25 protein-coding genes, 1 pseudogene and 1 riboswitch are annotated in these 23,665 nt (G+C 70.9%); of the genes and pseudogenes, 14 read left to right on the top strand and 12 right to left on the bottom strand.

Features of this window, described 5'->3' with window-relative positions; translation table 11 throughout:
* The 3 genes from Q0W60_RS14215 to Q0W60_RS14205 form a co-directional block, all read left to right on the top strand.
* Window positions 1–427: acyl-CoA dehydrogenase family protein (locus Q0W60_RS14215; RefSeq protein WP_297696702.1), on the top strand; the 427-nt coding region annotated here is incomplete at its 5' end.
* A 90-nt stretch (window positions 428–517) separates the two neighbouring features.
* Window positions 518–2,866, top strand: a complete 2,349-nt coding sequence (locus tag Q0W60_RS14210) for a PAS domain S-box protein (RefSeq protein ID WP_297696700.1) — start codon at window positions 518–520, stop codon at window positions 2,864–2,866.
* Window positions 2,867–2,941: 75 nt separating this feature from the next.
* Entirely contained in the window at window positions 2,942–4,615 is a 1,674-nt protein-coding gene (locus Q0W60_RS14205; RefSeq protein WP_297696699.1) for an MFS transporter, read from the top strand.
* Here the strand turns inward: Q0W60_RS14205 and Q0W60_RS14200 are convergent.
* Both Q0W60_RS14200 and Q0W60_RS14195 read right to left on the bottom strand, forming a co-directional pair.
* Window positions 4,612–5,502, bottom strand: a complete 891-nt coding sequence (locus tag Q0W60_RS14200; protein WP_297696697.1) for an NAD(P)-dependent oxidoreductase — start codon at window positions 5,500–5,502, stop codon at window positions 4,612–4,614. The two genes, Q0W60_RS14205 and Q0W60_RS14200, sit on opposite strands and share 4 nt — an antisense overlap.
* A 12-nt stretch (window positions 5,503–5,514) precedes the next feature.
* Entirely contained in the window at window positions 5,515–5,871 is a 357-nt protein-coding gene (locus tag Q0W60_RS14195) for a c-type cytochrome (protein WP_297696696.1), read from the bottom strand.
* 126 nt (window positions 5,872–5,997) lie between these two features.
* Between Q0W60_RS14195 and Q0W60_RS14190 the strand changes: the two genes are divergently transcribed.
* A complete protein-coding gene (locus Q0W60_RS14190) occupies window positions 5,998–6,510 on the top strand; it encodes a (2Fe-2S)-binding protein (RefSeq protein WP_297696694.1) in 513 nt (170 codons plus the stop codon).
* 12 nt (window positions 6,511–6,522) lie between these two features.
* On the top strand, window positions 6,523–8,718 hold the full coding sequence (locus tag Q0W60_RS14185; RefSeq protein ID WP_297696692.1) for a xanthine dehydrogenase family protein molybdopterin-binding subunit: 2,196 nt from the start codon (window positions 6,523–6,525) through the stop codon (window positions 8,716–8,718).
* On the opposite strand, the gene Q0W60_RS14180 is transcribed toward Q0W60_RS14185, so the two are convergent.
* From Q0W60_RS14180 to Q0W60_RS14170, 3 genes are all read right to left on the bottom strand, one after another.
* Window positions 8,715–9,092: a GFA family protein gene (locus Q0W60_RS14180; RefSeq protein ID WP_297696704.1), complete on the bottom strand. Its 378-nt coding sequence runs from the start codon at window positions 9,090–9,092 to the stop codon at window positions 8,715–8,717. The two genes, Q0W60_RS14185 and Q0W60_RS14180, sit on opposite strands and share 4 nt — an antisense overlap.
* Window positions 9,093–9,209: 117 nt before the next feature.
* The gene (locus tag Q0W60_RS14175) at window positions 9,210–9,506 is read right to left on the bottom strand and encodes an antibiotic biosynthesis monooxygenase (protein ID WP_297696690.1); all 297 of its coding nucleotides are present in this window, start codon (window positions 9,504–9,506) and stop codon (window positions 9,210–9,212) included.
* Between the two features lie 63 nt (window positions 9,507–9,569).
* A complete protein-coding gene (locus tag Q0W60_RS14170; protein ID WP_297696688.1) occupies window positions 9,570–10,196 on the bottom strand; it encodes a nucleotidyltransferase family protein in 627 nt (208 codons plus the stop codon).
* Between the two features lie 29 nt (window positions 10,197–10,225).
* Between Q0W60_RS14170 and moaA the strand changes: the two genes are divergently transcribed.
* From moaA to glp, 6 genes are read left to right on the top strand one after another with little or no spacing between them, the layout of a single operon-like run.
* The gene (gene moaA / locus Q0W60_RS14165; protein ID WP_297696686.1) at window positions 10,226–11,254 is read left to right on the top strand and encodes a GTP 3',8-cyclase MoaA; all 1,029 of its coding nucleotides are present in this window, start codon (window positions 10,226–10,228) and stop codon (window positions 11,252–11,254) included.
* A gap of 4 nt (window positions 11,255–11,258) precedes the next feature.
* Complete coding sequence (locus Q0W60_RS14160) at window positions 11,259–11,501, top strand: MoaD/ThiS family protein (RefSeq protein ID WP_297696684.1); 243 nt, start codon at window positions 11,259–11,261, stop codon at window positions 11,499–11,501.
* A complete protein-coding gene (locus tag Q0W60_RS14155) occupies window positions 11,498–11,950 on the top strand; it encodes a molybdenum cofactor biosynthesis protein MoaE (protein ID WP_297696682.1) in 453 nt (150 codons plus the stop codon). The genes Q0W60_RS14160 and Q0W60_RS14155 overlap by 4 nt, the downstream gene beginning before the upstream one ends.
* Window positions 11,950–12,504, top strand: coding sequence for a molybdenum cofactor biosynthesis protein B (moaB, locus tag Q0W60_RS14150; protein ID WP_297696680.1), 555 nt, complete (start codon window positions 11,950–11,952; stop codon window positions 12,502–12,504). Before Q0W60_RS14155 ends, moaB begins: the two co-directional genes overlap by 1 nt.
* Window positions 12,501–12,968, top strand: a complete 468-nt coding sequence (moaC, locus tag Q0W60_RS14145) for a cyclic pyranopterin monophosphate synthase MoaC (RefSeq protein WP_297696678.1) — start codon at window positions 12,501–12,503, stop codon at window positions 12,966–12,968. Before moaB ends, moaC begins: the two co-directional genes overlap by 4 nt.
* A complete protein-coding gene (glp, locus tag Q0W60_RS14140; RefSeq protein ID WP_297696676.1) occupies window positions 12,965–14,155 on the top strand; it encodes a gephyrin-like molybdotransferase Glp in 1,191 nt (396 codons plus the stop codon). The genes moaC and glp overlap by 4 nt, the downstream gene beginning before the upstream one ends.
* 23 nt (window positions 14,156–14,178) lie before the next feature.
* On the opposite strand, the pseudogene Q0W60_RS14135 reads toward glp, so the two are convergent.
* A pseudogene (locus Q0W60_RS14135) lies at window positions 14,179–15,048 on the bottom strand (XdhC family protein); the annotation flags it as partial.
* A gap of 135 nt (window positions 15,049–15,183) precedes the next feature.
* Between Q0W60_RS14135 and Q0W60_RS14130 the strand changes: the two are divergent.
* Entirely contained in the window at window positions 15,184–16,056 is an 873-nt protein-coding gene (locus Q0W60_RS14130; RefSeq protein ID WP_297696674.1) for a bifunctional regulator KidO, read from the top strand.
* Here Q0W60_RS14130 and Q0W60_RS14125 read toward each other — a convergent pair.
* On the bottom strand, window positions 16,053–17,879 hold the full coding sequence (locus Q0W60_RS14125; RefSeq protein WP_297696672.1) for a TonB-dependent receptor: 1,827 nt from the start codon (window positions 17,877–17,879) through the stop codon (window positions 16,053–16,055). The two genes, Q0W60_RS14130 and Q0W60_RS14125, sit on opposite strands and share 4 nt — an antisense overlap.
* Before the next feature lie 84 nt (window positions 17,880–17,963).
* A riboswitch (cobalamin riboswitch) is annotated at window positions 17,964–18,175 on the bottom strand.
* A gap of 217 nt (window positions 18,176–18,392) precedes the next feature.
* Between Q0W60_RS14125 and Q0W60_RS14120 the strand changes: the two genes are divergently transcribed.
* The gene (locus Q0W60_RS14120; RefSeq protein ID WP_297696670.1) at window positions 18,393–18,992 is read left to right on the top strand and encodes a UrcA family protein; all 600 of its coding nucleotides are present in this window, start codon (window positions 18,393–18,395) and stop codon (window positions 18,990–18,992) included.
* A 35-nt stretch (window positions 18,993–19,027) separates the two neighbouring features.
* Here the strand turns inward: Q0W60_RS14120 and Q0W60_RS14115 are convergent, their stop codons facing one another.
* The 4 genes from Q0W60_RS14115 to Q0W60_RS14100 form a co-directional block, all read right to left on the bottom strand.
* The gene (locus Q0W60_RS14115; RefSeq protein ID WP_297696668.1) at window positions 19,028–19,897 is read right to left on the bottom strand and encodes a dienelactone hydrolase family protein; all 870 of its coding nucleotides are present in this window, start codon (window positions 19,895–19,897) and stop codon (window positions 19,028–19,030) included.
* Between the two features lie 119 nt (window positions 19,898–20,016).
* Entirely contained in the window at window positions 20,017–21,129 is a 1,113-nt protein-coding gene (ald, locus tag Q0W60_RS14110) for an alanine dehydrogenase (protein ID WP_297696666.1), read from the bottom strand.
* A 206-nt stretch (window positions 21,130–21,335) separates the two neighbouring features.
* Window positions 21,336–21,533, bottom strand: a complete 198-nt coding sequence (locus Q0W60_RS14105; RefSeq protein ID WP_366075738.1) for a GIY-YIG nuclease family protein — start codon at window positions 21,531–21,533, stop codon at window positions 21,336–21,338.
* 130 nt (window positions 21,534–21,663) lie between these two features.
* Window positions 21,664–22,161: a DUF2867 domain-containing protein gene (locus tag Q0W60_RS14100; RefSeq protein ID WP_297696664.1), complete on the bottom strand. Its 498-nt coding sequence runs from the start codon at window positions 22,159–22,161 to the stop codon at window positions 21,664–21,666.
* 198 nt (window positions 22,162–22,359) lie between these two features.
* On the opposite strand from Q0W60_RS14100, the gene Q0W60_RS14095 reads away from it, so the two are divergent.
* Window positions 22,360–23,127, top strand: coding sequence for a hypothetical protein (locus Q0W60_RS14095; RefSeq protein WP_366075736.1), 768 nt, complete (start codon window positions 22,360–22,362; stop codon window positions 23,125–23,127).
* Window positions 23,128–23,274: 147 nt separating this feature from the next.
* Here the strand turns inward: Q0W60_RS14095 and Q0W60_RS17410 are convergent, their stop codons facing one another.
* On the bottom strand, window positions 23,275–23,406 hold the full coding sequence (locus Q0W60_RS17410; RefSeq protein ID WP_366075734.1) for a GIY-YIG nuclease family protein: 132 nt from the start codon (window positions 23,404–23,406) through the stop codon (window positions 23,275–23,277).
* Window positions 23,407–23,665 lie beyond the last annotated feature (259 nt).

Here is a 23,665-nt window from a genome sequence, read left to right as displayed (position 1 = left end):
GCGCTACGGCATCGCCTGGGGCGCCATGGGGAGCGCGGAATTCTGCTGGCACGCGGCGCGCCAGTACACGCTCGACCGCAAGGCCTTCGGCAGGCCGCTCGCCGCGAACCAGCTCGTGCAGAAGAAGCTCGCCGACATGCAGACCGAGATCGCGCTCGGCCTGGAAGGGGCGCTGGCGCTCGGCCGGCTGATCTACGAGGGCGCCTGGGTCCCGGAAGCCATCTCCATGATGAAGCGCAACAACTGCGGCAAGGCGCTGGCCATCGCCCGCGAGGCGCGCGACATCCACGGCGGCAACGGCATTTCCGGCGAGTATCACGTGATGCGGCATGCCGCGAACCTGGAGACGGTGAACACCTATGAGGGCGCCCACGACGTCCACGCGCTGATCCTGGGCCGCGCCATCACCGGCGAGAACGCCTTCTAGAATTCGCCCATGGCGGGCAGGAGCGGCCGCGCCCCAACCTTGTGTTTACCTGCGCGGCGTTAAGGATCGCGGCGGGGAACTGGGGGGCCCATGGTCCGCAAGCTGTCGCCGCGCCCACGGGACAGGTCTGACCTGATCCGGCTGCTGTTCGAGAACAGCGGGGACATGATGCTCCTCGTCGACCCCGATCGGCGCGTCGCGTTGGTGAATCCGGCCTGGGAGCGGATCGTCGGCTGGCGCGAGGACGAGGTCGTCGGCCGATCCGCGTTGGATTTCTGGCATCGCGACGACCTGCCGGGCATCCGCGCGCGGCTCGCGGCCGGCGAACCCGGCAAGATCATGGAGTCCCAGGCCCGGCTGAAGCTGAAGGGCGGCGGCTATCTGTGGATCGCGGCCCGGCGGCAGATGACGACCGACAACCACCACATCCTGTGCCTGCGCGACGCCACGGACGAGCGCGCCCGAGTCCAGGAGCTGACCGACGCGCGGCGAACCCGCAAGATGCTGGGGGCCTCCGCCGGGATCGGCATCTGGAGCTACGATCCCGTCCAGGACCGGATCACCTGGTCCGACGAGCTCGCCGCCATGCTGGGCATCGATCCGGCGAAAGTGACCAGCCCCGGGGACCACGCCGAGATGATCCACGGGCGCTATCGGCAGCGCTCGCGGGCGATCTTCGACCGCTGCGTGCGGACCGGCGCGCCCGCCCAGATCGAGCACAAGATCCGCGCCCACGGCGGCTGGAAGACTGTGCGGGTCACCATCCGCACCGAGCCCGCGGCCAACGGACTCTTCATCATGCACGGCATCTCGGAGGACATCACCGAGCTCGCCGCCGCGCGCGACGCAGCCCGCCGTGGCGAGCAGCAGATGCGCAAGGCCCGGCGCGAGGCGCACGACCTGGCGACCCGCCTGAACCTCGCCCTGAAGGCGGCGGAGGCCGGCGTCTACGAGATCGATCACGTCCGGCAAACCTTCTGGGTTTCGCCCGAGTTCTCGCGGGTGACGGGCCTGGCCGGCGCCAGCTATGAGGAGGCGACGGAGCTGCGCTTCCCCGGCTTCCACCCCGAGGACCTCGAGCACGTCCGCACCTCGCTCAGGGAGATGCGCCGGAAGGACACGGCGGACGTCTTCGAGGCTCGCATCATCCGGCCGGACGGCGAGACGCGCTGGGTCCGCGTCAGCCACGACCGCGAGATCAACCGCGAAGGACGCTGGGTCAGGGCGATCGGCCTGATGCAGGACATCGATGAGCGCAAGCGCCAGGAGCTGGCGCTGGTCGAGGCGCAGCAGGCCGCGCAAGCGGCCGCCGAGGCGAAGGCGGCCTTCCTTGCCAACATGAGCCACGAGATCCGCACTCCGATGAACGGGGTGATGGGCGTATTGCATCTCCTCAAGTCCGAGACCCTGTCGGACGACGGGCGGCGGATGCTGGAGGAGGCGCTCTCCTGCGGCCAGATGCTGGCCGAGCTGCTCAACGACGTCATCGACTTCTCCAAGATCGAGGCGGGCCGCCTCGAGCTCGCGATCGAATCGGTGGATGTCGCGGGCCTGGTGGGCGGAGTGGTCCGGCTCCTGAAGCCGCAGGCCGACGCCAAGGGGCTGGCGCTCGACGCCGACGTCGATCGGGAGGTCGGCTGGGTGCGCGCCGATCCGGTGCGCGTGCGCCAGGCGCTGTTCAACCTGGTCGGCAATGCGGTGAAGTTCACCGAGCGCGGCCACGTCAAGGTGCGCTGCATCACCCCGGAGCCCGGCGTCCTGCGCTTCGAAGTGGAGGACACCGGCGTCGGCATCCCGGCGGCGGCGCAGCCGCGCATCTTCCAGCGCTTCGACCAGGGCGACGCCTCGACGACGCGGCGATTCGGCGGCTCTGGCCTCGGGCTCGCGATCACCAAGCGCCTCGCCGAGTTGATGTCCGGTGACGTCGGCTTCGCCTCGGCCGAGGGACGCGGATCCACCTTCTGGCTTGAAATCGCCGCCGAGCCGGCGGCCGCCGCCTCTCCGACCATCGAAACGCTCGATCCGGTGCTCGAGGGCCTGCGCATCCTGGTGGTCGAGGACAACGCCACCAACCGGATGATCGCCACCAAGCTGCTGGAGAGCCTGGGCGCCTCGGTCGACACCGCCGCGGATGGCTATCTGGGCGTCGAGGCCGCGATGCGCGGCGGCTTCGACCTGATCCTGATGGACGTGCAGATGCCGGGGATCGACGGGCTGGAGGCGGCGCGACGGATCCGCGCCCTCGGGGGCCCGGCCGCGGCGGCCCCCATCGTGGCGCTCACCGCCAACGTGCTCTCGCATCAGAAGGAGCGCTATCTCGACGCCGGCATGGACGGCGTGGTCGGAAAGCCGATCTCGCCGGCGATGCTGATCGCCGAGATCGCCCGCCTGGGGGAGCCGCGCCCAGCGGCCAAGCGGGGCGGCGGGGCCGCGGCCTGACGTCCCGATCCTCGGCCTTCCAACGGCTCGACGCCGGGTGCTAGACCTTCCCGTAAGTTCGGGGAGAGATGCAAGATGGCCGAGTTGGCCGCCCAGGGCGTGACGCCCGCCAAGACCACCTCCTTGCGCACTGTGGTCGCAGCTTCGGCCGCCGGCACCGCCTTCGAGTGGTACGACTTCTTCGTCTTCGGCAGCCTCACCCAGGTGATCTCCCGAACCTTCTTCTCAGGGCTTCCGGAGACCGCCGGCTACGTCGCCGCACTCGCCCTGTTCGGCGCGGGCTTCCTGTTCCGTCCGATCGGCGCGCTGGTGTTCGGCCGCATCGGCGACCGGCTGGGGCGCAAGGGGGCGTTCCTGGTGACCGTCACCCTGATGGGCGGGGCGACCTTCGCGATCGGCCTCCTGCCGTCCTACGCTCAGGCGGGCATCGCCGCGCCGGGCCTGCTCGTGCTGATGCGGATCATCCAGGGCTTCGCGCTCGGCGGCGAGTACGGCGGCGCGGCGATCTATGTGGCCGAGCACGCGCGCGTGGATGCACGGGGCCGCTCTACCGGCTGGGTGCAGACCTCGGCCGCCTTTGGCCTGTTCGCGGCGCTGCTGGTGATCCTGCTCAGCCGGCTGGTCATCGGCCGGCAGTTCGGGCCGGCCGCGTTCGACGCCTGGGGCTGGAGAGTTCCCTTCCTGGTCTCGGCGGGCCTGCTCGCGATCTCGATCTACATGCGGCTGAAGCTCGCCGAGAGCCCGGCCTTTGCGCGGATGAAGGCGCGCGGCGAGGGCTCGAAAGCCCCCTATGCGGAAGCCTTCGGCCAGTGGCCGAACCTGAAGGTGGTGGTGCTCGCGCTGGTCGCCATCATGAGCGCTCAGGGCGCGGTCTGGTACACGGCGTTCTTCTACAGCCAGACCTTCATGGAGAAGTTCCTGAAGGTGGAGCCCGCCACGATCAATTTCCTGATGATGGCGGCCACGGCGGTGAGCGCCATCGGCTACGTCTGGTTCGGCTGGCTGTCCGACCGGATCGGGCGCAAGCCGGTGATGCTGTTCGGCATGGCTCTGATGCTGGTCGCCTATTTCCCTGGATTCCACGGCCTGTCGCGGACCTTGAACCCGGCGCTCGCCGAAGCGGAGGCGCGTACGCCAGTGACGGTGATCGCCGACCCTGACGACTGCTCCCTGCAGTTCGACCCGATCGGCAAGGCGAGCTTCACGTCGTCCTGCGACATCGCCAAGGGCGCGCTGGCGAACGCCGGGGTCTCCTACCGCAACCTGCCCGCCCCGAAGGGCGCCCCGGCCATGGTCCGGGTCGGCCTGATCACCATCCCCTCGGCCGATGCGCGCGGCCTGCCGAAGGATGTCGCCAAGTCGGTGCGCGTGAGCATCGAGGCCAAGGTGAAGGCCGCCCTCGCCCACGCCGGCTATCCGGCCAAGGCCGATCCCGCGCGGATGAACCTCTGGGGCGCGTTCGGCGTGCTGCTGGTGTTCGTGATCGCCGCCACCGCCCTCTATGGCCCGATCGCGGCCTGCCTGGTGGAGCTGTTCCCCACGCGGATCCGCTACACGGGGATGAGCCTGCCCTACAACATCGGCACAGGGTGGATCGGCGGTTTCGTGCCGTTCACCGCCTTCGCCATCGTGGCGGCGGTCGGCAACATCTATTCCGGACTCTGGTATCCGGTCGCGTTCACGGCGTTGTCGGTGGTGACCTGCCTGATCCTGCTGCCCGAGACCAAGGAACGGCCCCTGGACCGCTAGGGCGCAACCGGCAGCACCTGCGCTTCCGCTCCCAGCTCGGCGAGGGCGCGGATCTCGGACGGATCGGGGACGCCGCCGACCAGGCGCAGGACCCGCAGCCCCTGGCGCGCAAGCTCGGCCAGGCGTTCGGGCGCGACCTCGAGGGCTGCCCAGCGGTCCGCCTCGCGCCGGGCGAGGGCCACGACCGCGGGATCGACCGCCTCGTCCAGCACCAGCACGTCGGCGGCGGCGAGCGCACGCGCGGCGGCGAGCGTCAGCCGCTCGGCCGGCCCGGCGGCCGGCAGGAACTCGATGAGCCCCTCGGGCGGGGCGCCCCTGGCGAGCGCTTCCCGCAGACGCGCCTTGGCGGTCTCCATGTCCCCGGCCGCGGCGGCCTGGGCGGCCGGCCCGGAGAGCGCCGCCCGCAGGAAGGCCCGGCGGGCGGGCAGCTCGGGCAAGGCTTCCCGCACCTCCTGCTGAAGGCTCCGCAGGAGCGCCGCGATGCGGCCCGCGCCTTCGGGCACCCTGGCCTCGATGTCCTGCCGCAGCAGGGTCGCGAGCATCGGCGAGGCGCCGCCGGTGCCGATCGCGGCCACCACCTCGCCCCGATCGATCACCGCGGGGGTCGTGAAGTCGCAGAGCGCGGGCCGGTCGGCGACGTTGACCGGCACATGCGCCGCCCTGGCCGCTGCCGCCGCCCGTTCGGCGAAAGCGTCGTCGTCGGAGCCGATGAAGGCGAGCGAGGCGCCGGCGTAGGATCCTGGGTCGAGGGCCGCCTCGCCCTCGAGCCGCACCAGCCGGGCCGGCGAGCCGCTCAACAGCCGCAGCTTCGACTCCACCGCCGGCCCCGTCCCCGCCACCACCACGGTGCGGCCGGCGAGCGGGAAGAAGGCGGGGAAGGCGTCCATCGGCCGTGGCCGCTACTTCAGCGTATGCAGATAGGCGATGATCGCCGCGCGCGCGTCATCGGCCGGCACGGAAACCGGCATCTTGGTCCCAGGCGCGAAACCCATCGGGCTTTTCAGGAAGCCGTCGAGGTTGGCGTCGGTCCAGGTCTGGTCGCCCTTGGCCTTCAGGGCCGGCGAGTAGGTGAAATCGGGGCGCCCGGCGATCTTCGCGCCGGCGACGCCGGCGAGCGCGGGGGCGAGCGGCGTGCTGGCGTCCTGGTGGCAGCCGCGGCACTGCATCGCGAACAGCTGGCCGCCATCCTGTTGCGCGAGCGCCGGGCCGGCGACGAGCACAAGCCCGGCGGCGACGGCGAGGGCGAAGCGGGTCATGGTCTCTCCATTGGGCTTGCGTCCAGGGCCGCCGAACGTAGCGGTGCGCGGCCCTCCCCCGCAACTTCGCCGCCGTTGCGCGGAATGTGATCGGCGTTAGCATGCCGCGGACTCGGGAGGAGCCAGATGGCGACGACGCTTCAGATCAACGGCAAGTCGGTGCAGGTCAAGGCGGCTCCGGAGACGCCGCTGCTATGGGTGCTGCGCGACGAGCTCGCGATGACCGGATCGAAGTACGGCTGCGGCGTGGGCCAGTGCGGCGCCTGCACCGTCCTGGCCCACGGCCAGCCGATCCGGTCGTGCTCCACGCCGATCTCGGTGCTCGGGACCGCCAAGATCACCACCATCGAGGGTCTGGGCGGCGACCATCCGGTGCAGCAGGCGTGGATCCGGCACGACGTGCCGCAGTGCGGCTACTGCCAGTCGGGTCAGATCATGAGCGCCGTCGTCCTGCTCGCGCAGAAGCCGAAACCGACCGACGAGGAGATCTCCTCGGCCATGGACGGCAACATCTGCCGCTGCGGCACTTACCAGCGCATCCGCGCGGCCATCAAGGACGCGGCCGGCCTGCCGCAGGTCGCGTCCAGTCCGCCGCCGCTGAAGACGCCGAGCGTGCCCGCGCCGGCCGCGAAGATCTGAGGGGCCACGCGCATGACCAAGATTCTCGACCGCATGGCCGCCGAGGGCGCCACCCGCCGCGAGACGCTGACCGTGGCAGCGACGCTGGTGGGCGGGGCCCTGGTGGTCGGCTGTTCGCCCGCCAACGTGATGGGGGACATCCTCAGCCTCGGGGCGACGAAGGACTTCGGCCCCTTCGGCCCGTTCATCAAGGTCGAGCCGAACGGCTGGGTCACGGTGATCTGCAAGCACATCGAGGTGGGCCAGGGGAACCACGCCGGGCTGGCGGCCCTGGCCGCCGAAGAGCTCGACGCCGACTGGGCCAAGGTGAAGACCGAGCATGCAGCGGCCAACGCCAAGGTCTATGCGAACTCCGCCATGGGGGTGCAGGGCACTGGCGGCTCCTCGGCCATCTCCAACTCGTGGCTGCAGTTGCGCACCGCGGGCGCGGCGGCGCGGGCGATGTTCGTCCAGGCGGCGGCGACGAAGTGGAATGCGCCGGTGGGCGAGGTCACCGTGCAGAACGGCGTCGTCGCGCATGCGAAGAGCGGCAAGCAGGCCGGACTCGGCGATTTGGTCGCCGACGCCGCCAAGGTTCCCCCGACCACGACGCCGACCCTGAAGGACCCGAAGACCTTCACCCTGATCGGCACCGACCGGGTCCGCCGCAAGGATAGCGTCGCCAAGAGCACCGGGACGGCGCTCTACACCCAGGACGTCCAGCTGCCGAACATGCTGACGGCGATGGTGGCGCACGCGCCGAAGTTCGGCGGCAAGGTGGTGTCCTTCGATGACAAGGCCACGCGGCAAGTGCCGGGCGTGGTCGAGGTGTTTCAGATCCCCAGCGGCGTCGCCGTGGTGGCCGAAAGCACCTGGGCCGCGCGCCAGGGCCGCGATGCGCTGAAGGTCAACTGGGATCTCTCCAAGACCGAGAGCCGCAGCACTGACCAGCTGGCCCAGTGGTACCGCGATCTGGCCGCCGGCAAGGCGGCGGCGGGCGACCTGAAGTGGGCCGCCTTCGAGGCCCGCGGCGCGCCCTCGGCGCCCGGCGCGGCGGCGCTCGAGACGACCTACGACTTCCCCTACCTCGCCCACGCCACCATGGAGCCGATGAACTGCGTGGCGATCGTGAACGGCGCGAGCTGCAAGCTCATCTCGGCCTCGCAGTCGCCAACGCTCGACCAGCTGAATGCGGCCAAGATCGTCGGCAACCTGCCCGGCAACATCGAGGTCCAGACGCTGTTCGCCGGCGGCTCGTTCGGGCGGCGGACCAACTTCCAGTCGGACTATGCCGCCGAAGCCGTGCACATCGCCAAGACCGTCGGGCATGGCCGCCCGGTGAAGCTCGTCTGGACACGCGAGGACGACATGCGCGCCGGCTACTACCGGCCGATGGTGCACCACGCCCTGCTGATCACGACGGACAAGGACGGTTTCCCGGCGAGCTGGCGCCAGCGGGTCGTCACCCAGTCGATCATGAAGGGCTCGCCGATGGGCACCCCCAAGCTGGATTCGACCTCGGTGGAAGGGGCCATGGGCTCGCCGTACCTGAAGGCGACGCCGGTGGTGGACGCCCAGGTGCTGAGCCCGGACGTCGGGGTGCCGGTTCTCTGGTGGCGATCGGTGGGCGCGACCCACACCGCATTCGTCATGGAGCACACCATCGACCAGCTGGCCCGCAAGGCCGGCAGGGACCCGGTGGACTATCGCCGCGCCCTCTACGCGAAAGCCGGGGCGAACCGGCATCTGGCCGTGCTCAACCTGGCGGCCCAGAACGCCGGCTGGGGAAGGCCGCCGCCCGCAGGCTGGACCCGCGGAGCAGCCGTGCACGAGAGCTTCGGCTCGGTGGTGGCGCAGATCGCCGAGGTGAAGCTGGAGAACGGCGTGCCAAAGGTGGGCCGCGTGGTCACCGCCATCGATTGCGGGACGCCGATCGCCCGCGACCAGATCGCCGCCCAGATGGAGGGTGGGACCTGCCTGGGGCTGGCGGCGGCGCTGTACGGAAAGATGACGCTCAAGGACGGGGCGGTGCAGGAAGGGAACTTCGACAGCTACCGCGTGCTGCGGAACTCCGAAGCGCCGACCGTCGAAACCTACATCGTGCCCTCGTCCAATCCGCCGAGCGGCGTGGGGGAGCCCGGGACGCCGGTGATCGCGCCCGCAGTCGCCAACGCCCTCCTGGCCATGGGCCAGCCGCCAACGACCAGCCTGCCGTTCGTGAAGACCTAGACCGCGCCGCGGGCCTGGTATTCGCGGGTGAGCTCCGCGAACTGCTCGGGGGTGGGGAACCGTGGGAAGCTGTGGGAGATCTGGAGCTTCACCCAGGGGAGCTTCTCGTCGGTCCAGATCTCGCAGAGGGGTTCGGTCCAGCGCGGCGGGTCGAGCATGGTCGGCCTGAGGTTCACGAACCAGTCCAGCCCTTCGGCGCGGGTGAACACCCAGCTCATGCAGTGCGGGCAATGATAATGGTGGGCCTGCGCGCCATGCAGCCCGCCGACCACGGGCACGCCCTGGACGACCTCGAACCCCGCAGCCGGGATCGTTGCCGTAAGAGCGAAGGCGCTGGCGGTCATCTTTTGGCAGCCCGCGCAATGGCAAGCCATGCTCAGCATGGGAGGCGCGCTGATACGCACCCGCACCTGCCCGCAGCGGCAGCTTCCTTCGACGGGCAGCGCCCGCTCACTCATCGGCCTCTCCGGATCTCCGCTCTTGCAGGCTGATCACTTGAGCGCCAGCACCACCGGGCCCGAGGCCGGATCGGTCAGGCCCAGGCCGCCGCCCAGGTCCTCCAGGGTCTCGCGGAACGAATCGAGCGAGGCGATCATCTGCGGACGGGCCGCGGCCAGGGCGTCCATGTCGGACCACTGTCCGATGATGCAGTAGCTCCGTTCGCCGGTCTGGATGATGTGGACGTGCTGCAGGCCCGCCCAGTCGACCTGCATCTTGCGGTGCGCGTCGAGGAAGTCCTGCTCGCGACCCGGCTTCACCTTGAAGCGTACAGCATTGAACGCCGTCATTTGCGGGGCCCTCCCGTAATCTGACCGGCAGACTGCGCCGCGCCCGAAAGCAGATCAACGCCGTCACGGCAGGTCGGTGGGCAGGTCCACGTCGAACAATATCCCGTCGTCGGGAGCGTCCACGAGCGCGAGCTGATCGCCGAGATCCTGCAGAATGGCGCGCGCGCCGGCGTCGCCCTGCAAGGCGAGCACGTCGGGGAACAGGGTCGCGCCAAGCAGGACGGGATTGCCGCGCCGGCCCTGGAAGATGGGCGCAGCCGCCGCAGCGCCGGTCGCCAGCGCCTCGGCGAGCGGCTCGAGCACCACAGCGGGCACGCGCGGCATGTCGCCGAGGAAGACGAAGGCGCCAGCGGCGTCGCAGGGCAGGCTCGCCACGCCCGTGCGCAGCGAGGCGCCCATGCCTTCGGCGTGCTGCGGCGCATGCACGATCCTCAGGCGACCGGCCGCGCCGATGCCGTTCGCGAAGCGGCGGGCCGCCGCCTCGATCCGTGGTGCGTCGGCGCCGGTGACCACCGTCACCGTCCGCGCCGGCGCGGCGAAGGCTGCGGCGAGCGCGCCGTCCAGCAGCAGGCCGTCCCTGTAGGGCGTTGTCAGCTTGCCGCCGCCGAACCGCGCGCCTGACCCGGCGGCCAGGACGATGGCCTCCAGGCCGTGAGTCGCGCCCGCCGCACGGCCGCCCCCTGTCGCCAACCGCGGTTCCTCTCTATGTTTGGGGCCGCATGACGCCCTATGACGCAACGCCTTCGCAAGCCCGCTCGCCGCTGATCGACGGCTTCGGCCGCACCGTTACCTATCTGCGGGTCTCGGTCACCGACCGTTGCGACCTGCGCTGCGTCTACTGCATGGCCGAGCACATGAGCTTCCTGCCGAAAGCCGAGGTGCTGACGCTGGAGGAGCTCGACCGGATCGCTTCGGCGTTCATCGCGCTGGGCGTTAACAAGCTGCGCCTTACGGGTGGCGAACCCCTGGTGCGCAAAGGCCTCATGGGCCTGGTCGAAAGCCTTTCCCGCCGCCTCAAGTCAGGCGCGCTGAACGAGCTCACCCTGATGACCAACGGCACGCGGCTGGCAGAGTTCGCCGCCCCGCTCGCAGCGGCGGGCGTTCGGCGGGTGAACGTCTCGCTGGACACCCTGAAGCCCGAGCTGTTCCGCACCCTGACCCGCGGCGGCGATCTTGCGAAGGTGCTGGCCGGCCTTGACGCCGCCCAGGCCGTGGGGCTGCAGGTGAAGCTGAACGCCGTGGCCCTGAAGGACGACAACGCCGCCGAACTTCCGGAGCTGATCCGCTGGGCCCACGCGCGCAGCTGCGACGTGACGTTGATCGAGACCATGCCGCTGGGCGAGATCGAGGCCGACCGCACCGACCAGTACCTTTCGCTCGCGGCCGTCCGGCGCGAGCTGGAAAGCTTCTGGACGTTGACGGACATCCCGCTCACGACCGGCGGCCCCGCGCGCTATGTGGAGGTGGCCGAGACCGGCGGACGGCTCGGCTTCATCACCCCGCTCAGCCACAACTTCTGCGAGGCCTGCAATCGCGTGCGGCTGACCTGCACGGGCACGCTCCACACCTGCCTCGGCCAGGAAGATGCCTCGGACCTGCGCGCCGTCATCCGCTCGGGTGCTTCCGATGAGGATCTCATCGCGGCGATCCGCCTGGCGGTGGACGGCAAGCCGAAGGGCCACGACTTCCGGATCGAGCGCGCCGCGCAGCCGGCGGTCCGCCGGCACATGTCGACGACGGGGGGCTGAGCCCATGGCCCGCGTGCTGCTCTTCGGGCCATTGCGCGACCTCGCCGGATGGCGGGAGCGGGACATCGCCGAGGCGGCCTCGATCAGCGCCCTCAAGGCGCTGCTGGCGGAGGAGGACGAGCGGCTCGGCGAGGCGCTCTCCGGCCCGGGGGTCAAGGTCGCGGTGGACCAGGCGATCGTGAACGGCGACATCGCGATCGGCCCCCGGGCCGAGGTGGCTTTTTTGCCGCCGATGAGCGGCGGATGATCAGCCTCACGGATACGCCGTTGCGGCCGGGCGAGCTGCTCACCCGTTTCTGCGAGGACCGCTCGGAGACCGGCGCCGTCGCGACCTTCACCGGCATCGCGCGAGCGGATTCCGGCGAAGGGACGATCCTCGAGCTCGAGGCCTATCCCGGCTTCACCGAGGCCGAGATCGGCAAGATCGCCGAGACGGCGCGCGGCCGCTTCGGTCTGGACGACATCCTCATCCTGCACCGCATCGGCCGGATCACGCCGGGGGAGGCGATCGTCTTCGTGGCCACGGCGGCGAAGCACCGGCGCGCGGCGTTCGAGGCATGCGACTTCCTGATGGACTACTTGAAGTCGCGCGCGCCCTTCTGGAAGAAGGAGCATGGCCCGGCCAGCGCGCGCTGGATCCAACCGCGCGAGGAGGACCACGCCGACGTCGCCCGCTGGGAAAAGGAGAAGAGCTGATGGATGCGCCCGTGCTCAAGCCCGGCGGCCGGATCAATGAGGGTCTGCCGATCAAGCCGGTGAAGATCGCAGTGCTGACGATCTCCGACACCCGCGACGAGGAGAGCGACACCTCCGGTCACCTGCTGGCCGAGCGGGTGACCGGCGCCGGGCACGAGCTGGTCGGCAAGGCGATCGTGGCGGACGACATCGAGGCGATCCGCCGGCAGGTGAACGCCTGGATCGACGCCGGCGAGGTGGAGGCGATCGTCACCACCGGCGGGACCGGGATCACCGGCCGCGATGTCACGCCGGAAGCGATCCGGCCCCTGTTCGACAAGGAGATCGACGGCTTTTCGGTGATCTTCCACCTGGTGAGCTATCAGTCGGTGGGCCTTTCGACGCTCCAATCGCGCGCGCTGGCGGGTCTCGTCCGGGGCGTGTTCGTGTTCTGCCTGCCCGGCTCCAACGGGGCGGTGAGGGACGGCTGGGACAAGGTGATCGCCGCCCAGCTCGACAGCCGCCACGGCCCCTGCAACATGGTCGAGCTCATGCCACGGCTGATGGAGACTTGAGCAAGCTGTCCCACATCGACGCGACCGGCCGCGCCCGGATGGTGGACGTCTCGGGCAAGGCGGCCACAACCCGCGAAGCCGTGGCCGAAGGCTTCGTCCGCATGAGCCCCGCCACCCTGGACCTCGCGCTTTCGGGCGCGGGGAAGAAGGGCGACGTGCTCGCCGTCGCCGAGATCGCCGGCGTCATGGCGGCCAAGAAGACCTCCGAGCTGATCCCCCTGTGCCACCCGCTGGCGATCTCCAAGGTCGAGGTGCGCGTCGAGCCGGCGGCGGGCGGACTGTCGGTCACCGCGCGGGTGAAGACGACCGGGCCCACCGGCGTCGAGATGGAGGCCCTGACGGCGGTCTCCGTCGCCTGCCTGACGCTCTACGACATGCTGAAGGCCGCCGAGAAGGGCATGGTCATCGACGCCGTGCGGCTGGTCTCGAAGTCCGGCGGCAAGTCGGGCGACTGGCGGGCATGAAGCTGCTCAGCGTCGACGACGCGCGCGCCCGCATGCTGGCGGCGGTCGCGCCTCTCCCCGTCGAGACCGTCCGGCTCGCGGAGAGCCTCGGTAGGGTGCTGGCCGAGGAAGTGAGCGCCGTGCGCGACCAGCCGCCGTTTGCAGCCTCGGCCATGGACGGCTGGGCGGTGCGCGCCACAGACTGTCCGGGGAGCTTGCGGGTGGTGGGCGAGAGCGCCGCGGGCCACGGCTACGAGGGCGCGGTCGGCGCGGGCGAGGCGGTGCGGATCTTCACCGGCGCAGCGGTCCCGCAAGGCTGTGACGCGGTCGTGATCCAGGAGGATGCGAGCCGCGAAGACGACACGGTGAAGGTTCCCGCGGTCAGGGCGGGCGGCAACGTCCGGCCGGCGGGCGGCGATTTCAAGGGCGGCGAGACGCTGCTCCAGGCCGGCGTGCGAATCGATCCATGGCGGCTCTCGCTGGCGGCCTCGGCCGGGCGGGCGGAGCTCAAAGTCGGCGGGCGGCCGCGCGTGGCGCTGCTCTCCACCGGCGAGGAGATCATCGAGGCGCCCGCCAAGCCGGGGCGGTTCCAGATCTACGATTCCGGCGCGCCGGCGCTGGCCGCCATGGCCGCGGGCTGGGGCGCCGAGGTCACCCGCGCCAGGCCGATCCGCGACCAGCTGGAGGCGGTGATCGGGGCGATGAAGGCGGCCGAGGCGGACCTGATCGTCACCCTGGGCGGCGCCTCGGTGGGCGACCACGACCTGGTGCGCGCCGCGGCCGAGGCGCTGGGCATGTCCTATCGCGTCGAGAGCGTGGCGGTCCGGCCCGGCAAGCCCACCTTCTTCGGGGTGCTTGGGGACGGACGCCGCCTCTTGGGCCTGCCGGGCAATCCGGCCTCGGCGTTCGTCTGCGCCGAGATGTTCCTGCACCCGATCCTCAACGCCTACCAGGGGGCCGCGTCCGCGCCCGCAATGGTTCTGGCGAGGCTCGACAGCGATCTGCCGGCCAACGGAAACCGCGAACACTGGATGCGCGCGAAGCTGGTCCTTGCCGAAGGCGAAGTGCGCATCCGGCCCTATCGCGATCAGGATTCGTCTCTGGTCAGCGTCTTCGCCGCCTCCGACGCCCTGCTTCGCCGCCCCGCGGGCGCGCCGGCCGCCGCCGCCGGCGCCCTCGTCGAGGCCCTGCCGCTCGCCCGCGCATAGCGCAGCGCGGTGATCTCGCCGATCACGGAGAGCGCCACCTCCCAAGGCGCCTTACCGCCGATATCGAGACCGATCGGGGCGTGCAGGCGCGCGATGGCCGCTTGCGAGATGCCGTCGGCCCTGAGCTCGGTCAGACGTCCCATGAGACGGCGCCGCGCGCCCAATAATCCCACGTAGCCCGCCCGCGACGGCAGCGCGGCCTTCAGCGCCATGTGGTCGGTCTCGATATCGTGGGTGGCGATGGCGACCGCGGTCCACGGATCCAGTCCGATCGTCTCGAACGCCGTGGCGGCCTCCTCGCGGCGATAGGCGACGCCGGCGATCGGCGGCGGGGTCTGCGGCCCCTTCGGCCTGACCAGCGTCGTCTCGAACCCGGCCTGGGCCCCGAGCTGGGCGATCGCCAGGGCGGTGGGATCACCGCCCACCACCACCAGCCGCGGCACGGGCTCGTAAAGCCGCTCGACGGCCGCTTCCGGCCAGGGCGACAGCTCGGGCTCGCAGGCGCGGGCGTAGCCGTCCGTCACGTAGGTGACCGGCCGCCGCTCGATTTCGGCGGCCAGCAACTCGGCCAGCGCCGCATCCTCGGCTGCGACCCGTTCGACAAAGATCTCGATGCGCGCGCCGCACAGGAGCCGGATGTCGGGCCAGGGGCTGCCCTCGCCATAGACCAGCCGGCGGGGCTCGCCGTCGGCGAGGCAGGCGAAGGCGTGGTCGGCGATATCGCTCTCGACGCAGCCGCCGGAGAAGTAGCCAGCCACAATCCCGGGCGCGAAGACCATCTGCGTCCCGGGCGGCCGCGGGCCGCCGCCGTCGACGCTCACCAGGGTCGCGAGCGCGCAGGCGAGCCCCCGCTCGCGCGCCGCACGCAGAGCGGGCCGCACGTCCTCGGCCATGCCGAACAAGGGCCACTCGGGAAGCGGCTCGCGCGGGCTCAAAATTTAACTCCCGGATAACGACCTGGATACGGCTTCTTAGGCATCTCGCCCCAAAATGGCGGCTCCACGGAAGCTTACCAAGCCCAGCCCCACATGACCTCATTGATCGCGAAGCTCGGCCTGGGGTCGGGGCAGTTCCGGCTCGATGAACCGGCCCAGCGCGGCCGGCCGCGGGAGGCCGAGGCGCGCGACATCCTGACGATCGGCGCGCGGGCGGGCCTCTCCGTGCTGGAGGTGGGCCGCCATTCCTCCGCCGCCGAAACCACGCTCGGCCAACTGCTGCCCCGGCCCAATCCCTTCCGCTTGACCATCACCAGCGTGCGGCCCGACCGCGGCGCCGACTTCGCCGAGACCGAGATCCGCGCCCAGATGCGCCGCCTCGGGGTCGAGGCGGTGGACGCGATCTTCGCGCCCTCCGCCACCGATCTCCTGAGTCCCGGCGGGCCGGCGCTCTGGGACCGGCTTCGCAAGCTCAGGGATGCCGGCGTCTGCCGGAAGGTAGGGGTCTCCGTCTATGCCTCGGATGATCCGCGCGGCCTCGCGCGCCGATTCAAGCCTGATGTGGTGCAGGCCCCGGCCTCGCTGCTGGACCAGCGATTGATCATCGACGGCACGCTCGCCGAACTGGCGGGCTCCGGCATCGAGGTGCAGCTGCGCTCGATCTTCCTGAACGGCGTGCTGCTGCTGCCGCCGGACCGCGCGCCCAGCCACCTCAAGGCCGCCGCCGGCCGCATCTCACGGGCCCGCCGGCTGATTGCCGAGGGCCGCTCGGATCCGTTGCAGGCGGCGCTCGGGTTTGCGCTGTCGCGGCCGGAAGCCTCCGCCGTGCTGGTGGACGTGGCCTCGGTGGCGGAGATGAGCGCGGTGGTGGCCGCCGCCCAATCCCCGCCGCCGGACCTCGACTGGGACGAGATGGCGCTCGACGACCCGGATGCCCTCGATCCCCGCGCCTGGGCCGCCGCCTAGTTCCGGAACCTGACGCCGACGAAGGCTGTGCGGCCCGGCTCGTTGAAGCCGAAGACCTCCTCGTAACGCTTGTCCGTCAAGTTCTCGATCCGGGCGGTGAGCCAGACCGCCTCGCTCAGGCGGTATGAGCCCGCGAGGTCGGCGGTCGCGAAGCCCGGGCGCGTGATCCGGCTGAAGCCGTCCCGGGCGATGTCGGGCTGGCCGGACTCGGCACGGGCGGCGAGCGCGGCCTCCCACCGCCCCTGCTCCCAGAACAGCGCCGCTGAACCGGTGTCGCGGGGCACGCGCAGCAGCGGCTCCCCGGTGGTGCGGTCGATGGCGTCGGTGCGGGCATAGGCCAGCTTCAGCTGCAGGCCATGGGCGAGCTCCGCATCAATCTCGGCCTGCAGGCCCTGCGAGCGGGTGCGGGCGATGTTGACATATCGCGGGCCGACGAAGGCGATCTGGTCGCGGACGTCCAGGCGGAAGCCGGTGATCGCCGCAGCGAGGCGGCCACCGGCTGGGCGCCAGCCGAGCCGCAGGTCATAGCCCTCGGCGCGCTCGGGGCGGAGCGGCAGCGGCGGGGCGAAGCAGAAGTCGCAGACGAATTCGGAGATCGAGGGGACCTTGAAGCCCTGCCCGGCCGAGGCGGTGAGGGTGATGCCTTCCCCAACGTCAACTTCGGCGGCGGCGCGGGCCGAGACGCGCGACTTGAAGCGGTCGGGATCGTCCCACCGGAGCGAGCCGGTGAGCGTCAGCGGCGTCCAGGGCCGGGCGCGGCCGACCGCGAACGCCGAGGTGGTGGAGAGGTCGGCCGAGGCGCGGTCCGAGAGGTCGGCGTGGGTCTCCGTCCGCTCGGCGCCCACGACGAAGGCGTAGGGGTTAGCCGCGGCGCCCCGCTCGGCGGTCCAGCGCCAGACGCGGCGATCGGCGGTGAACAGCGCCGGGAAGTCGGAGATGTCGCGCCGCCACAGGCGGTAGGCGGAGACGCTCAGCGTGTGCGTCAGGCCGAAGGGGCCGCCGGCGTAGACCGCGCGGACATCGCCCTGCCAGCTGCGCGACTTGTCGCGGTCCGCGGTGTCGGCGAGCGTGAAGTCGGGTGGCGGGAAGCCGTCGATGGCGACGTTGGCGTAGGCGTAGCGCAGCTTGGCGTCGAGCTGCAGCTCGTCGGTCAGCCGCACGCGGCCGGCCAGGCTGGCGCTGGCGGTGCGGAACGGGTCGCGCTCGGTCCCGGCGTCGGCCTTGGAGATGCCGTCGGTGCGCAGGCCGGCGACGGTCGCCGAGAGCGCGTAGCGGTCGTGCGAGACGCCGGCGCCCAGGAAGCCGCGGGCGGTCCCCAGCGAGCCTGCCTCCACCGCGCCGCGGAGGCCCGCGATCTCGCGGGTGGTGATCGCGACGACGCCGCCGATGGCGTCGGACCCCCACAGCGAGCCCTGCGGCCCCTCCAGCACCTCGATGCGCTCGACGTCGAGCGACTGCAGGGCCGAGGCGTCGTAGGTCCCGTTCGGGTCGGCTGGATCGCCGACCGGGACGCCGTCGATCAGCACCAGGGTCTTGTCGGCCGTCGCGCCGCGGATGCGGATGGCGGAGATCCCGCCGAACGCGCCGTTGTCCGAGACGGTGACGCCGGGGATGGTGCGCAGCACGTCCTCCAAGAACGTCGTCTGGCGCGCCTCGAGCTCGGCGCGGTCGATGACGTGGGCGCCGGTCACCTGATCGATCGCCCCCGGCAGGCGCGTGGCGGTCACCACCAGTTCCGTGAGCGGCGGTTCGTCGGCCGCCCGGGCGGCAAGCGGGAGAAGCGCGGCGGCCGAAACCGCCGATGAGAGAAGAAGAGCACGCATGGTCGTTTCGCCTCCAGATGTGGAGTCGCTGCGACTGGAAGGGTGTCGAGGCCTTCCCGCGCCGATGGCCTGGTCCCGGGCCGCGGACGAGCGACGGAAGGCGGCAGGTCTCCTGGCTCACGGCTCACGCGGCCCACGTCCTCGCCTTCCCGGGGGCTCCCAGTGGCGCCGTCTCGATCACGCGAGACGGGACGGACGCAGGGCCTCGCCGCTTACAGTTGCGGGCACAGCGGGGGATTTCCACCCCCTTCCCTCTTGGCCCCCGGTTAGGGGAGACCGCCTTCACCGGGAGTGATGACGCGGAACGAGATGCTCTGCAAGGCGGAGCTTGCCCCTCGGGGGAAACCATCGACCCTCGGGCGTTGCGCGCATCGGGCCACGTCCCCCTGTGCAGGGGAAGGTGGGAACCTTGGCGGCGGCCGCGGGTTTGGCGGCCTATCGAGACCACCCGATCTCCGCACGCCAGGGCTGTCGGGGGGCTGGTCGCGCGCAGATCGCATCCAAGGAGCGTTCATGCCGAATTCCGTCCGATCCAAATCCTCGCCCTGGGCCTGGGGCGCGCTGGCGCTTGGGCTGAGCGCAATCGCCGCGCCGGCGCTGGCGCAGGTCGTCGTGCCCGAGGTCACCGTGGTGGGCCGCTGGGGCCCGAACGGGCCGCGCAGCCTGTCGCGGCCGGTGAGCTACGCCGACCTGGACCTCACCACCGCGCGCGGACGCCACATCCTCGACCGGCGGATCCACAACACCGCCTACGAGCTCTGCCGTGAGCTCGGCGAGCAGCCGAAGGTCCGGACGCCGCCGCTGCTGCAGTCCTGCGAGCAGCACGCCGTCGCCAGCGCCATGCGCGAGGAACGCATCGCCTTCGCCGAGGCGCGGCCGCGCGGCTATGCGGTGGTCGTCCCGCGGCCGGCCCCCGACCGGGCCTATGTGGCGCCTTCCGGCTATGACGGCGGCTACGCGGCCGCGCCGGCGGCCTCGAGCTACGGCGCCGAAGCGAGCTACCGGACCGAGACGGTCACCAACGGCCCGGTGCCCGACACCCCCGCCAACCGCGCGAGGTTCGGCGGCCCGATGTCCAACGCCGGCCAGCGGACCGCTCCGGCCGGGAACTGAATCCGTCAGTTGCTCCCCCGCCAGGGGGAGCAGCCTCAGGCCAGGGCCTTGCCGTAGAGGGCGAGGAGCTCGCCCCAGGCCTTCTCGGCGGCGGGGGCGTTGTAGACCTGGCTGCCGGGGACGCACCAGCCGTGCATGGCGCCGGCGTAGACCTCTAGCCTGGCCGGGACGTGGGCCGCCTCGAACGCCGACTGGACGATGGTCTTGGCCTCGGGGTTCGACTTGTCGTCGTTGTCGGCCTCGGCGATGTAGAACTGGCCCTTCATCTTCGGCACCCACAGGTGAGGCGAGTTGGCGTCCTTGGTGACCAGCGTGCCGCCATGGAAGCTGGCGCCCGCGCCGATCCGGTCGGCGGCGGTGGCGGCGGTGCGCATCATCAGGGGGCCGCCCATGCAGTAGCCCTGGACGCCCAGCTTGACCTTGCGGTTCACCTTCGGGGCGGCCTGCAGGTAGCCGGTGTAGGCGACGATGTCCTTGTCGATGCCGTCCCAGGTCATCGCGCCGCGCATGTCGAACACCTTCTTGCGCTGGGCCGGGTCGCTGAAGTTGAAGCCGGCGTCGACCACCGGCGCCTTGGCCGAGCGGTAGAAGGGATTGGGCGTCAGCACCACGTAGCCCGACGAGGCGAGCCGCTTGCCCATCTCGCGGAACACCGGCCTGAGCCCCAGGATGTCGGTCCAGATCAACACGCCCGGGTAGGGGCCCTTGCCGGCCGGCGTGAACAGCACGGCGTCGCAGGTCCCGTCGGGGGTCTTCACGGCGACGTCCTTCTCGGCGACCTCGACGGCGGCGGCATGGGCGGAGGCCGCGGCGAGCGCGGCGGCCGCCGCGGCGCTGACCCCCAGCGTCCGGCGGGTGACCGCCACGTCCGGCGTCAGGCCTTGATGGATGTCGTCGTCGCACATGGCGAGCCTCCCCGCGGTCCGTTGTCCGTGAGGGACTCTGGCGGAGATTGCAGCGTTATTGCAAGGCGGGAGAGGACGGAGCCGAACAAGACAAGAGAACCGCGGTTGAATCCTGTTCCCTAAGCCCAGGCCTTGTAGGGGTCGAGGAAGGGCTTGCCGAGGGCTTCGGCGACGGCCGGGTGGGTGACGTCGCCCCTGAGCACGTTGAGGCCCTTCGCGAGATGCTTGTTCGTCTTGAGCGCGTCGAGGCCCTTGTCGGCGAGCTGCAGGCCGAACGGCAGGGTGGCGTGGACCAGGGCCTCCGAGGAGGTGCGCGGCGCCGCGCCGGGCATGTTGGCGACGCAGTAGTGGACCACGCCGTCGATGACGTAGGTGGGGTCCATGTGGGTCGTGGGCCGGCTGGTCTCGAAGCAGCCGCCCTGGTCGATCGAGACGTCGACCAGCACCGCGCCGGGCTTCATCTTCTTCAGGTGCTCCTTGCGGACCAGCTTGGGCGCCGCGGCGCCCGCGGTGAGCACGGCGCCGATCACCACGTCGGCCTTCAGCACCTCCTCCTCGACGGCGTCGAGGGTGGAGTAGCGGGTCAGCACCCGGCCGGCGAAGATGTCGTCGAGGTAGCGCATGCGCGGGATCGAGCGTTCGACGATCGTCACCTCGGCGCCGAGCCCCGCGGCCATGCGCGCGGCGTTGGCGCCCACCACGCCGCCGCCCAGCACGCAGATCCGCGCCGGCGGCACGCCCGGCACGCCGGAGATCAAGAGGCCCATGCCGCCGTTGTGCTTCAGAAGCGTCTCGCCGGCCGAGAAGACGGCGATGCGGCCGGCGACCTCGCTCATCGGGGCGAGCAGCGGCAGCCCGCCCTGCGCATCGGTGACCGTCTCGTAGGCGATCGCCGCGCAGCCGGAGGCCAGCAGGCCCTCGGCCTGCGCCGGATCGGGCGCCAGGTGCAGGTAGGTGAAGAGGATGTGGCCCGGGTTGAGCCTGGCCCACTCGACCGGCTGCGGCTCCTTCACCTTGACGATCAGCTGGGCGTCCGTGAACACCGCCTCGGGACCGGGAAGGATCTCCGCGCCCGCCCTGACGTAGGCCTGGTCGGAGTAGCCCGCGCCGGACCCGGCGCCCTTCTCCACCACCACCTGATGGCCATGGGTCACGTACTCTCGCGCCGCCGTCGGCGTGAGGCCGACACGGTATTCGTCAGGCTTGATCTCGCGGGGCACGCCGACGCGCATGAGCGGCTCCTTCGGGGACGGTTATTGCGGAGGCGCGGTGGTTTGAGGGGAGATCGTCGCGGGGGTCAAGACATCTCTCACCCGCTCATCCCCGCGAAAGCGGCGACCCAGGCTTTTTCATCGTGGCCGCGCCTCGCCGTAGAGATCGCGCCAGACAGGATTGACGCGCTCGATCAGGTCCAGCTTCCACCGGCGGCGCCATGTCTTCATCGCCCGCTCGCGGTGGAGGCGGCGGCGCGGGTCTGGAACACCTCGTAGTAGACGAGCGTCGTGACGCCATATTTCGCGGTGAAGCCGATTGCGTGCGTCTTGTGCCGCCACACGCGGCGGCTGATGGAGTCGGTGTGGCCGATGTAGAGCGTGCCGTTCCGCTGGCTGGCCAGAACGTCGACGTAGAAGGCCACGGGCATGGTCCGAAGATAAGAAAGCCTGGGTCCCCGCTTTCGCGGGGATGAGCGGAGTGTGGGGGAAGGCGCGCTCGCGTTCTATGTCTGTTCGAGGTCACGGGTCGTTTCACAGGGCGGTGAGCGGGCCTCAGATCGGCAGCTCGCGCATCAGGAGGATCACCAGGAGCGGGTGCACGAGGCGGACCGGCTGCATGTAGGCCACGCCCACTCGATTGTGGGTGATCACCAGGGAGGAGATCAGGTAGCTCGCGGGCCGGCGCAGGAAGGAGATGCGGACATCGAGGTGGGCGTCGTCGATGCCGAGGACGAGCTCGGCGTCGTCGATCGATTCGATGGTGAACATGCCGAAACCGTCGCCCGGGCGCCAAGCGGCGGGGTCGCGGGCCGCCACCGAGCCGAGCGGCGCGACGGGACGGATGCCGAACGGCCGCGACATGGCGTTGCGCAGACGGATCAGGGCCTCGACCCAGTGCGGGCTCGCCCGTAGCGCGGCCGCGGCGATGGCGGCGGCGATGAGGTCGGCGTTCTCGAGCGGCGCCTCGAAGGCGTCGTGGAACGTGGCCCGCGGCAGGCGCGCGGCGAGCCGGCTCTCGGCCGGGAAGACGACCTTGCGCACCGGTTTCACGGGGCGGGATCATAGGGCGATGCGAACGGCACGGCCACTGTAACGCAATGTTCCGTGTTTGTTCTTGCTCTTCGCGCGCGAATTTGCTAGGATTCGGGCATCGGTCGAAGCTGCGGGCGGCGGGGATTAAGCCCGCTCCGGCGCTTTGCGCCACCTCCCCTTGCGGGGGAGGAACACGGATTTCTCGGGACAATCGGGATGGATGATCAGGACGATGGGCCTGGCCCGTGGGGTTGCGCCCCCTCCGCCGCGCATGCGGGCGACAGCTCCCCCGTCGCGACGGGGGAGGAGCCGGGGAGGCAGGCCGTCAGGTTCACGGCGGCGTTGGGGCGGGCGATCTGTGCGCGGGTGGCTTCGGGCGAGAGCCAGATGGCGCTCTGCGCGGAGGCGGGCATGCCGTCACGGGCGACGCTGTGGCGCTGGGTGCAATCCATGCCGAAGTTCGCGGCCGAGCTGCAGGCGGCGCGGGAGGCGGGCGGGGTGGCCAGGACCAACGGGCGGCTCTCCACCTTCTGCCAGGCCACCGCCGACGAGATCTTCCGCAGGCTGGCGGAGGGCGAGCCCCTGATCTCGATCTGCGCCGACCCGGCGATGCCCTGCTTCTCCACCGTCTATTACTGGCGCAAGCAGTTCCCGGGCTTCGCCGCCGCCATGCGCACGGCCCGGGAGATCCAGGCCGAGCGGTTCTGCGAGACGGGCTGGGAGATCGCCAGCGGGATCACCCCGGAGACCGCCTACGCCAGCCACGTGAAGCTGACGCAGCTGCGCTGGATGGCGGGGGTGCTCTCGCCCAAACGGTTCGGCCGGATGAAGCCCGCCGATCCCGCCGAGGCCGGCCAGGGCGGCGACTTCGTGGTGATCCTCAAGCACTACTCGGACGCGCCCGTGCCGGAACTGGGCCGCGCCCTGGAGCCCGGCGAGAGCGTCGTGCTGCGGCGCGATCCGATGGGCGAGCGGGACGACTGAGCCATTTTATCCGCTCTTCCCCGCTTTCGCGGGGAAGAGCGGGAAGGAGATGGGCCACTCACGCGAGCGGCAGCTCCTCATAGAGGTCGCGCCAGGCGGGATTGAAGCGCTCGATCAGCTCGAGCTTCCAGAGCCTGCGCCATTTCTTCATCGCGCGTTCGCGGTGAAGCCGATTTCGTGCGTCTTGTGCTGCCAGACGCGGCGGCTGATGGAGTCCGTGTGGCCGATGTAAAGCGTGCCGTTCCGCCGGCTCGCCAGGATGTAGACGTAGAAGGTCATGAACCCCGCCGCTGACAATAAAAGCCGGATCCCCGCTTTCGCGGGGAAGAGCGGAGCATAGGGATGCGCGCGCTTTTGTTCCATCTTTGTTCGTTCGCGCCATGATCCCGCCTGGCCGGCTCATCGATATCGGAGGACGGCGGCTGCACCTCTTGGCGGCGGGCGAGGGCGCTCCGACGGTGGCGCTGGAGTCCGGCGGGGGCGGCGGCTCGTCGGTGCAGGACTGGCCGGTGCTGCGGCGGGTGGCGCGGTTCGCGCG

The sequence above is a fragment of the Phenylobacterium sp. genome (assembly GCF_025934275.1).
Taxonomy (GTDB): Bacteria; Pseudomonadota; Alphaproteobacteria; order Caulobacterales; family Caulobacteraceae; genus Phenylobacterium.
This window is presented reverse-complemented; position numbering and strand designations above follow the sequence as displayed.

Coding starts and splice junctions, on each gene's coding strand:
- Q0W60_RS14210 (WP_297696700.1), top strand. CDS start 518: ATGGTCCGCAAGCTGTCGCCGCGCCCACGGGACAGGTCTGACCTGATC.
- Q0W60_RS14205 (WP_297696699.1), top strand. CDS start 2,942: ATGGCCGAGTTGGCCGCCCAGGGCGTGACGCCCGCCAAGACCACCTCC.
- Q0W60_RS14200 (WP_297696697.1), bottom strand. CDS start 5,502: ATGGACGCCTTCCCCGCCTTCTTCCCGCTCGCCGGCCGCACCGTGGTG.
- Q0W60_RS14195 (WP_297696696.1), bottom strand. CDS start 5,871: ATGACCCGCTTCGCCCTCGCCGTCGCCGCCGGGCTTGTGCTCGTCGCC.
- Q0W60_RS14190 (WP_297696694.1), top strand. CDS start 5,998: ATGGCGACGACGCTTCAGATCAACGGCAAGTCGGTGCAGGTCAAGGCG.
- Q0W60_RS14185 (WP_297696692.1), top strand. CDS start 6,523: ATGACCAAGATTCTCGACCGCATGGCCGCCGAGGGCGCCACCCGCCGC.
- Q0W60_RS14180 (WP_297696704.1), bottom strand. CDS start 9,092: ATGGCTTGCCATTGCGCGGGCTGCCAAAAGATGACCGCCAGCGCCTTC.
- Q0W60_RS14175 (WP_297696690.1), bottom strand. CDS start 9,506: ATGACGGCGTTCAATGCTGTACGCTTCAAGGTGAAGCCGGGTCGCGAG.
- moaA (WP_297696686.1), top strand. CDS start 10,226: ATGACGCCCTATGACGCAACGCCTTCGCAAGCCCGCTCGCCGCTGATC.
- Q0W60_RS14160 (WP_297696684.1), top strand. CDS start 11,259: ATGGCCCGCGTGCTGCTCTTCGGGCCATTGCGCGACCTCGCCGGATGG.
- Q0W60_RS14155 (WP_297696682.1), top strand. CDS start 11,498: ATGATCAGCCTCACGGATACGCCGTTGCGGCCGGGCGAGCTGCTCACC.
- moaB (WP_297696680.1), top strand. CDS start 11,950: ATGGATGCGCCCGTGCTCAAGCCCGGCGGCCGGATCAATGAGGGTCTG.
- glp (WP_297696676.1), top strand. CDS start 12,965: ATGAAGCTGCTCAGCGTCGACGACGCGCGCGCCCGCATGCTGGCGGCG.
- Q0W60_RS14130 (WP_297696674.1), top strand. CDS start 15,184: ATGACCTCATTGATCGCGAAGCTCGGCCTGGGGTCGGGGCAGTTCCGG.
- Q0W60_RS14125 (WP_297696672.1), bottom strand. CDS start 17,879: ATGCGTGCTCTTCTTCTCTCATCGGCGGTTTCGGCCGCCGCGCTTCTC.
- Q0W60_RS14120 (WP_297696670.1), top strand. CDS start 18,393: ATGCCGAATTCCGTCCGATCCAAATCCTCGCCCTGGGCCTGGGGCGCG.
- Q0W60_RS14115 (WP_297696668.1), bottom strand. CDS start 19,897: ATGTGCGACGACGACATCCATCAAGGCCTGACGCCGGACGTGGCGGTC.
- ald (WP_297696666.1), bottom strand. CDS start 21,129: ATGCGCGTCGGCGTGCCCCGCGAGATCAAGCCTGACGAATACCGTGTC.
- Q0W60_RS14095 (WP_366075736.1), top strand. CDS start 22,360: ATGGATGATCAGGACGATGGGCCTGGCCCGTGGGGTTGCGCCCCCTCC.
- Q0W60_RS17410 (WP_366075734.1), bottom strand. CDS start 23,406: ATGACCTTCTACGTCTACATCCTGGCGAGCCGGCGGAACGGCACGCTT.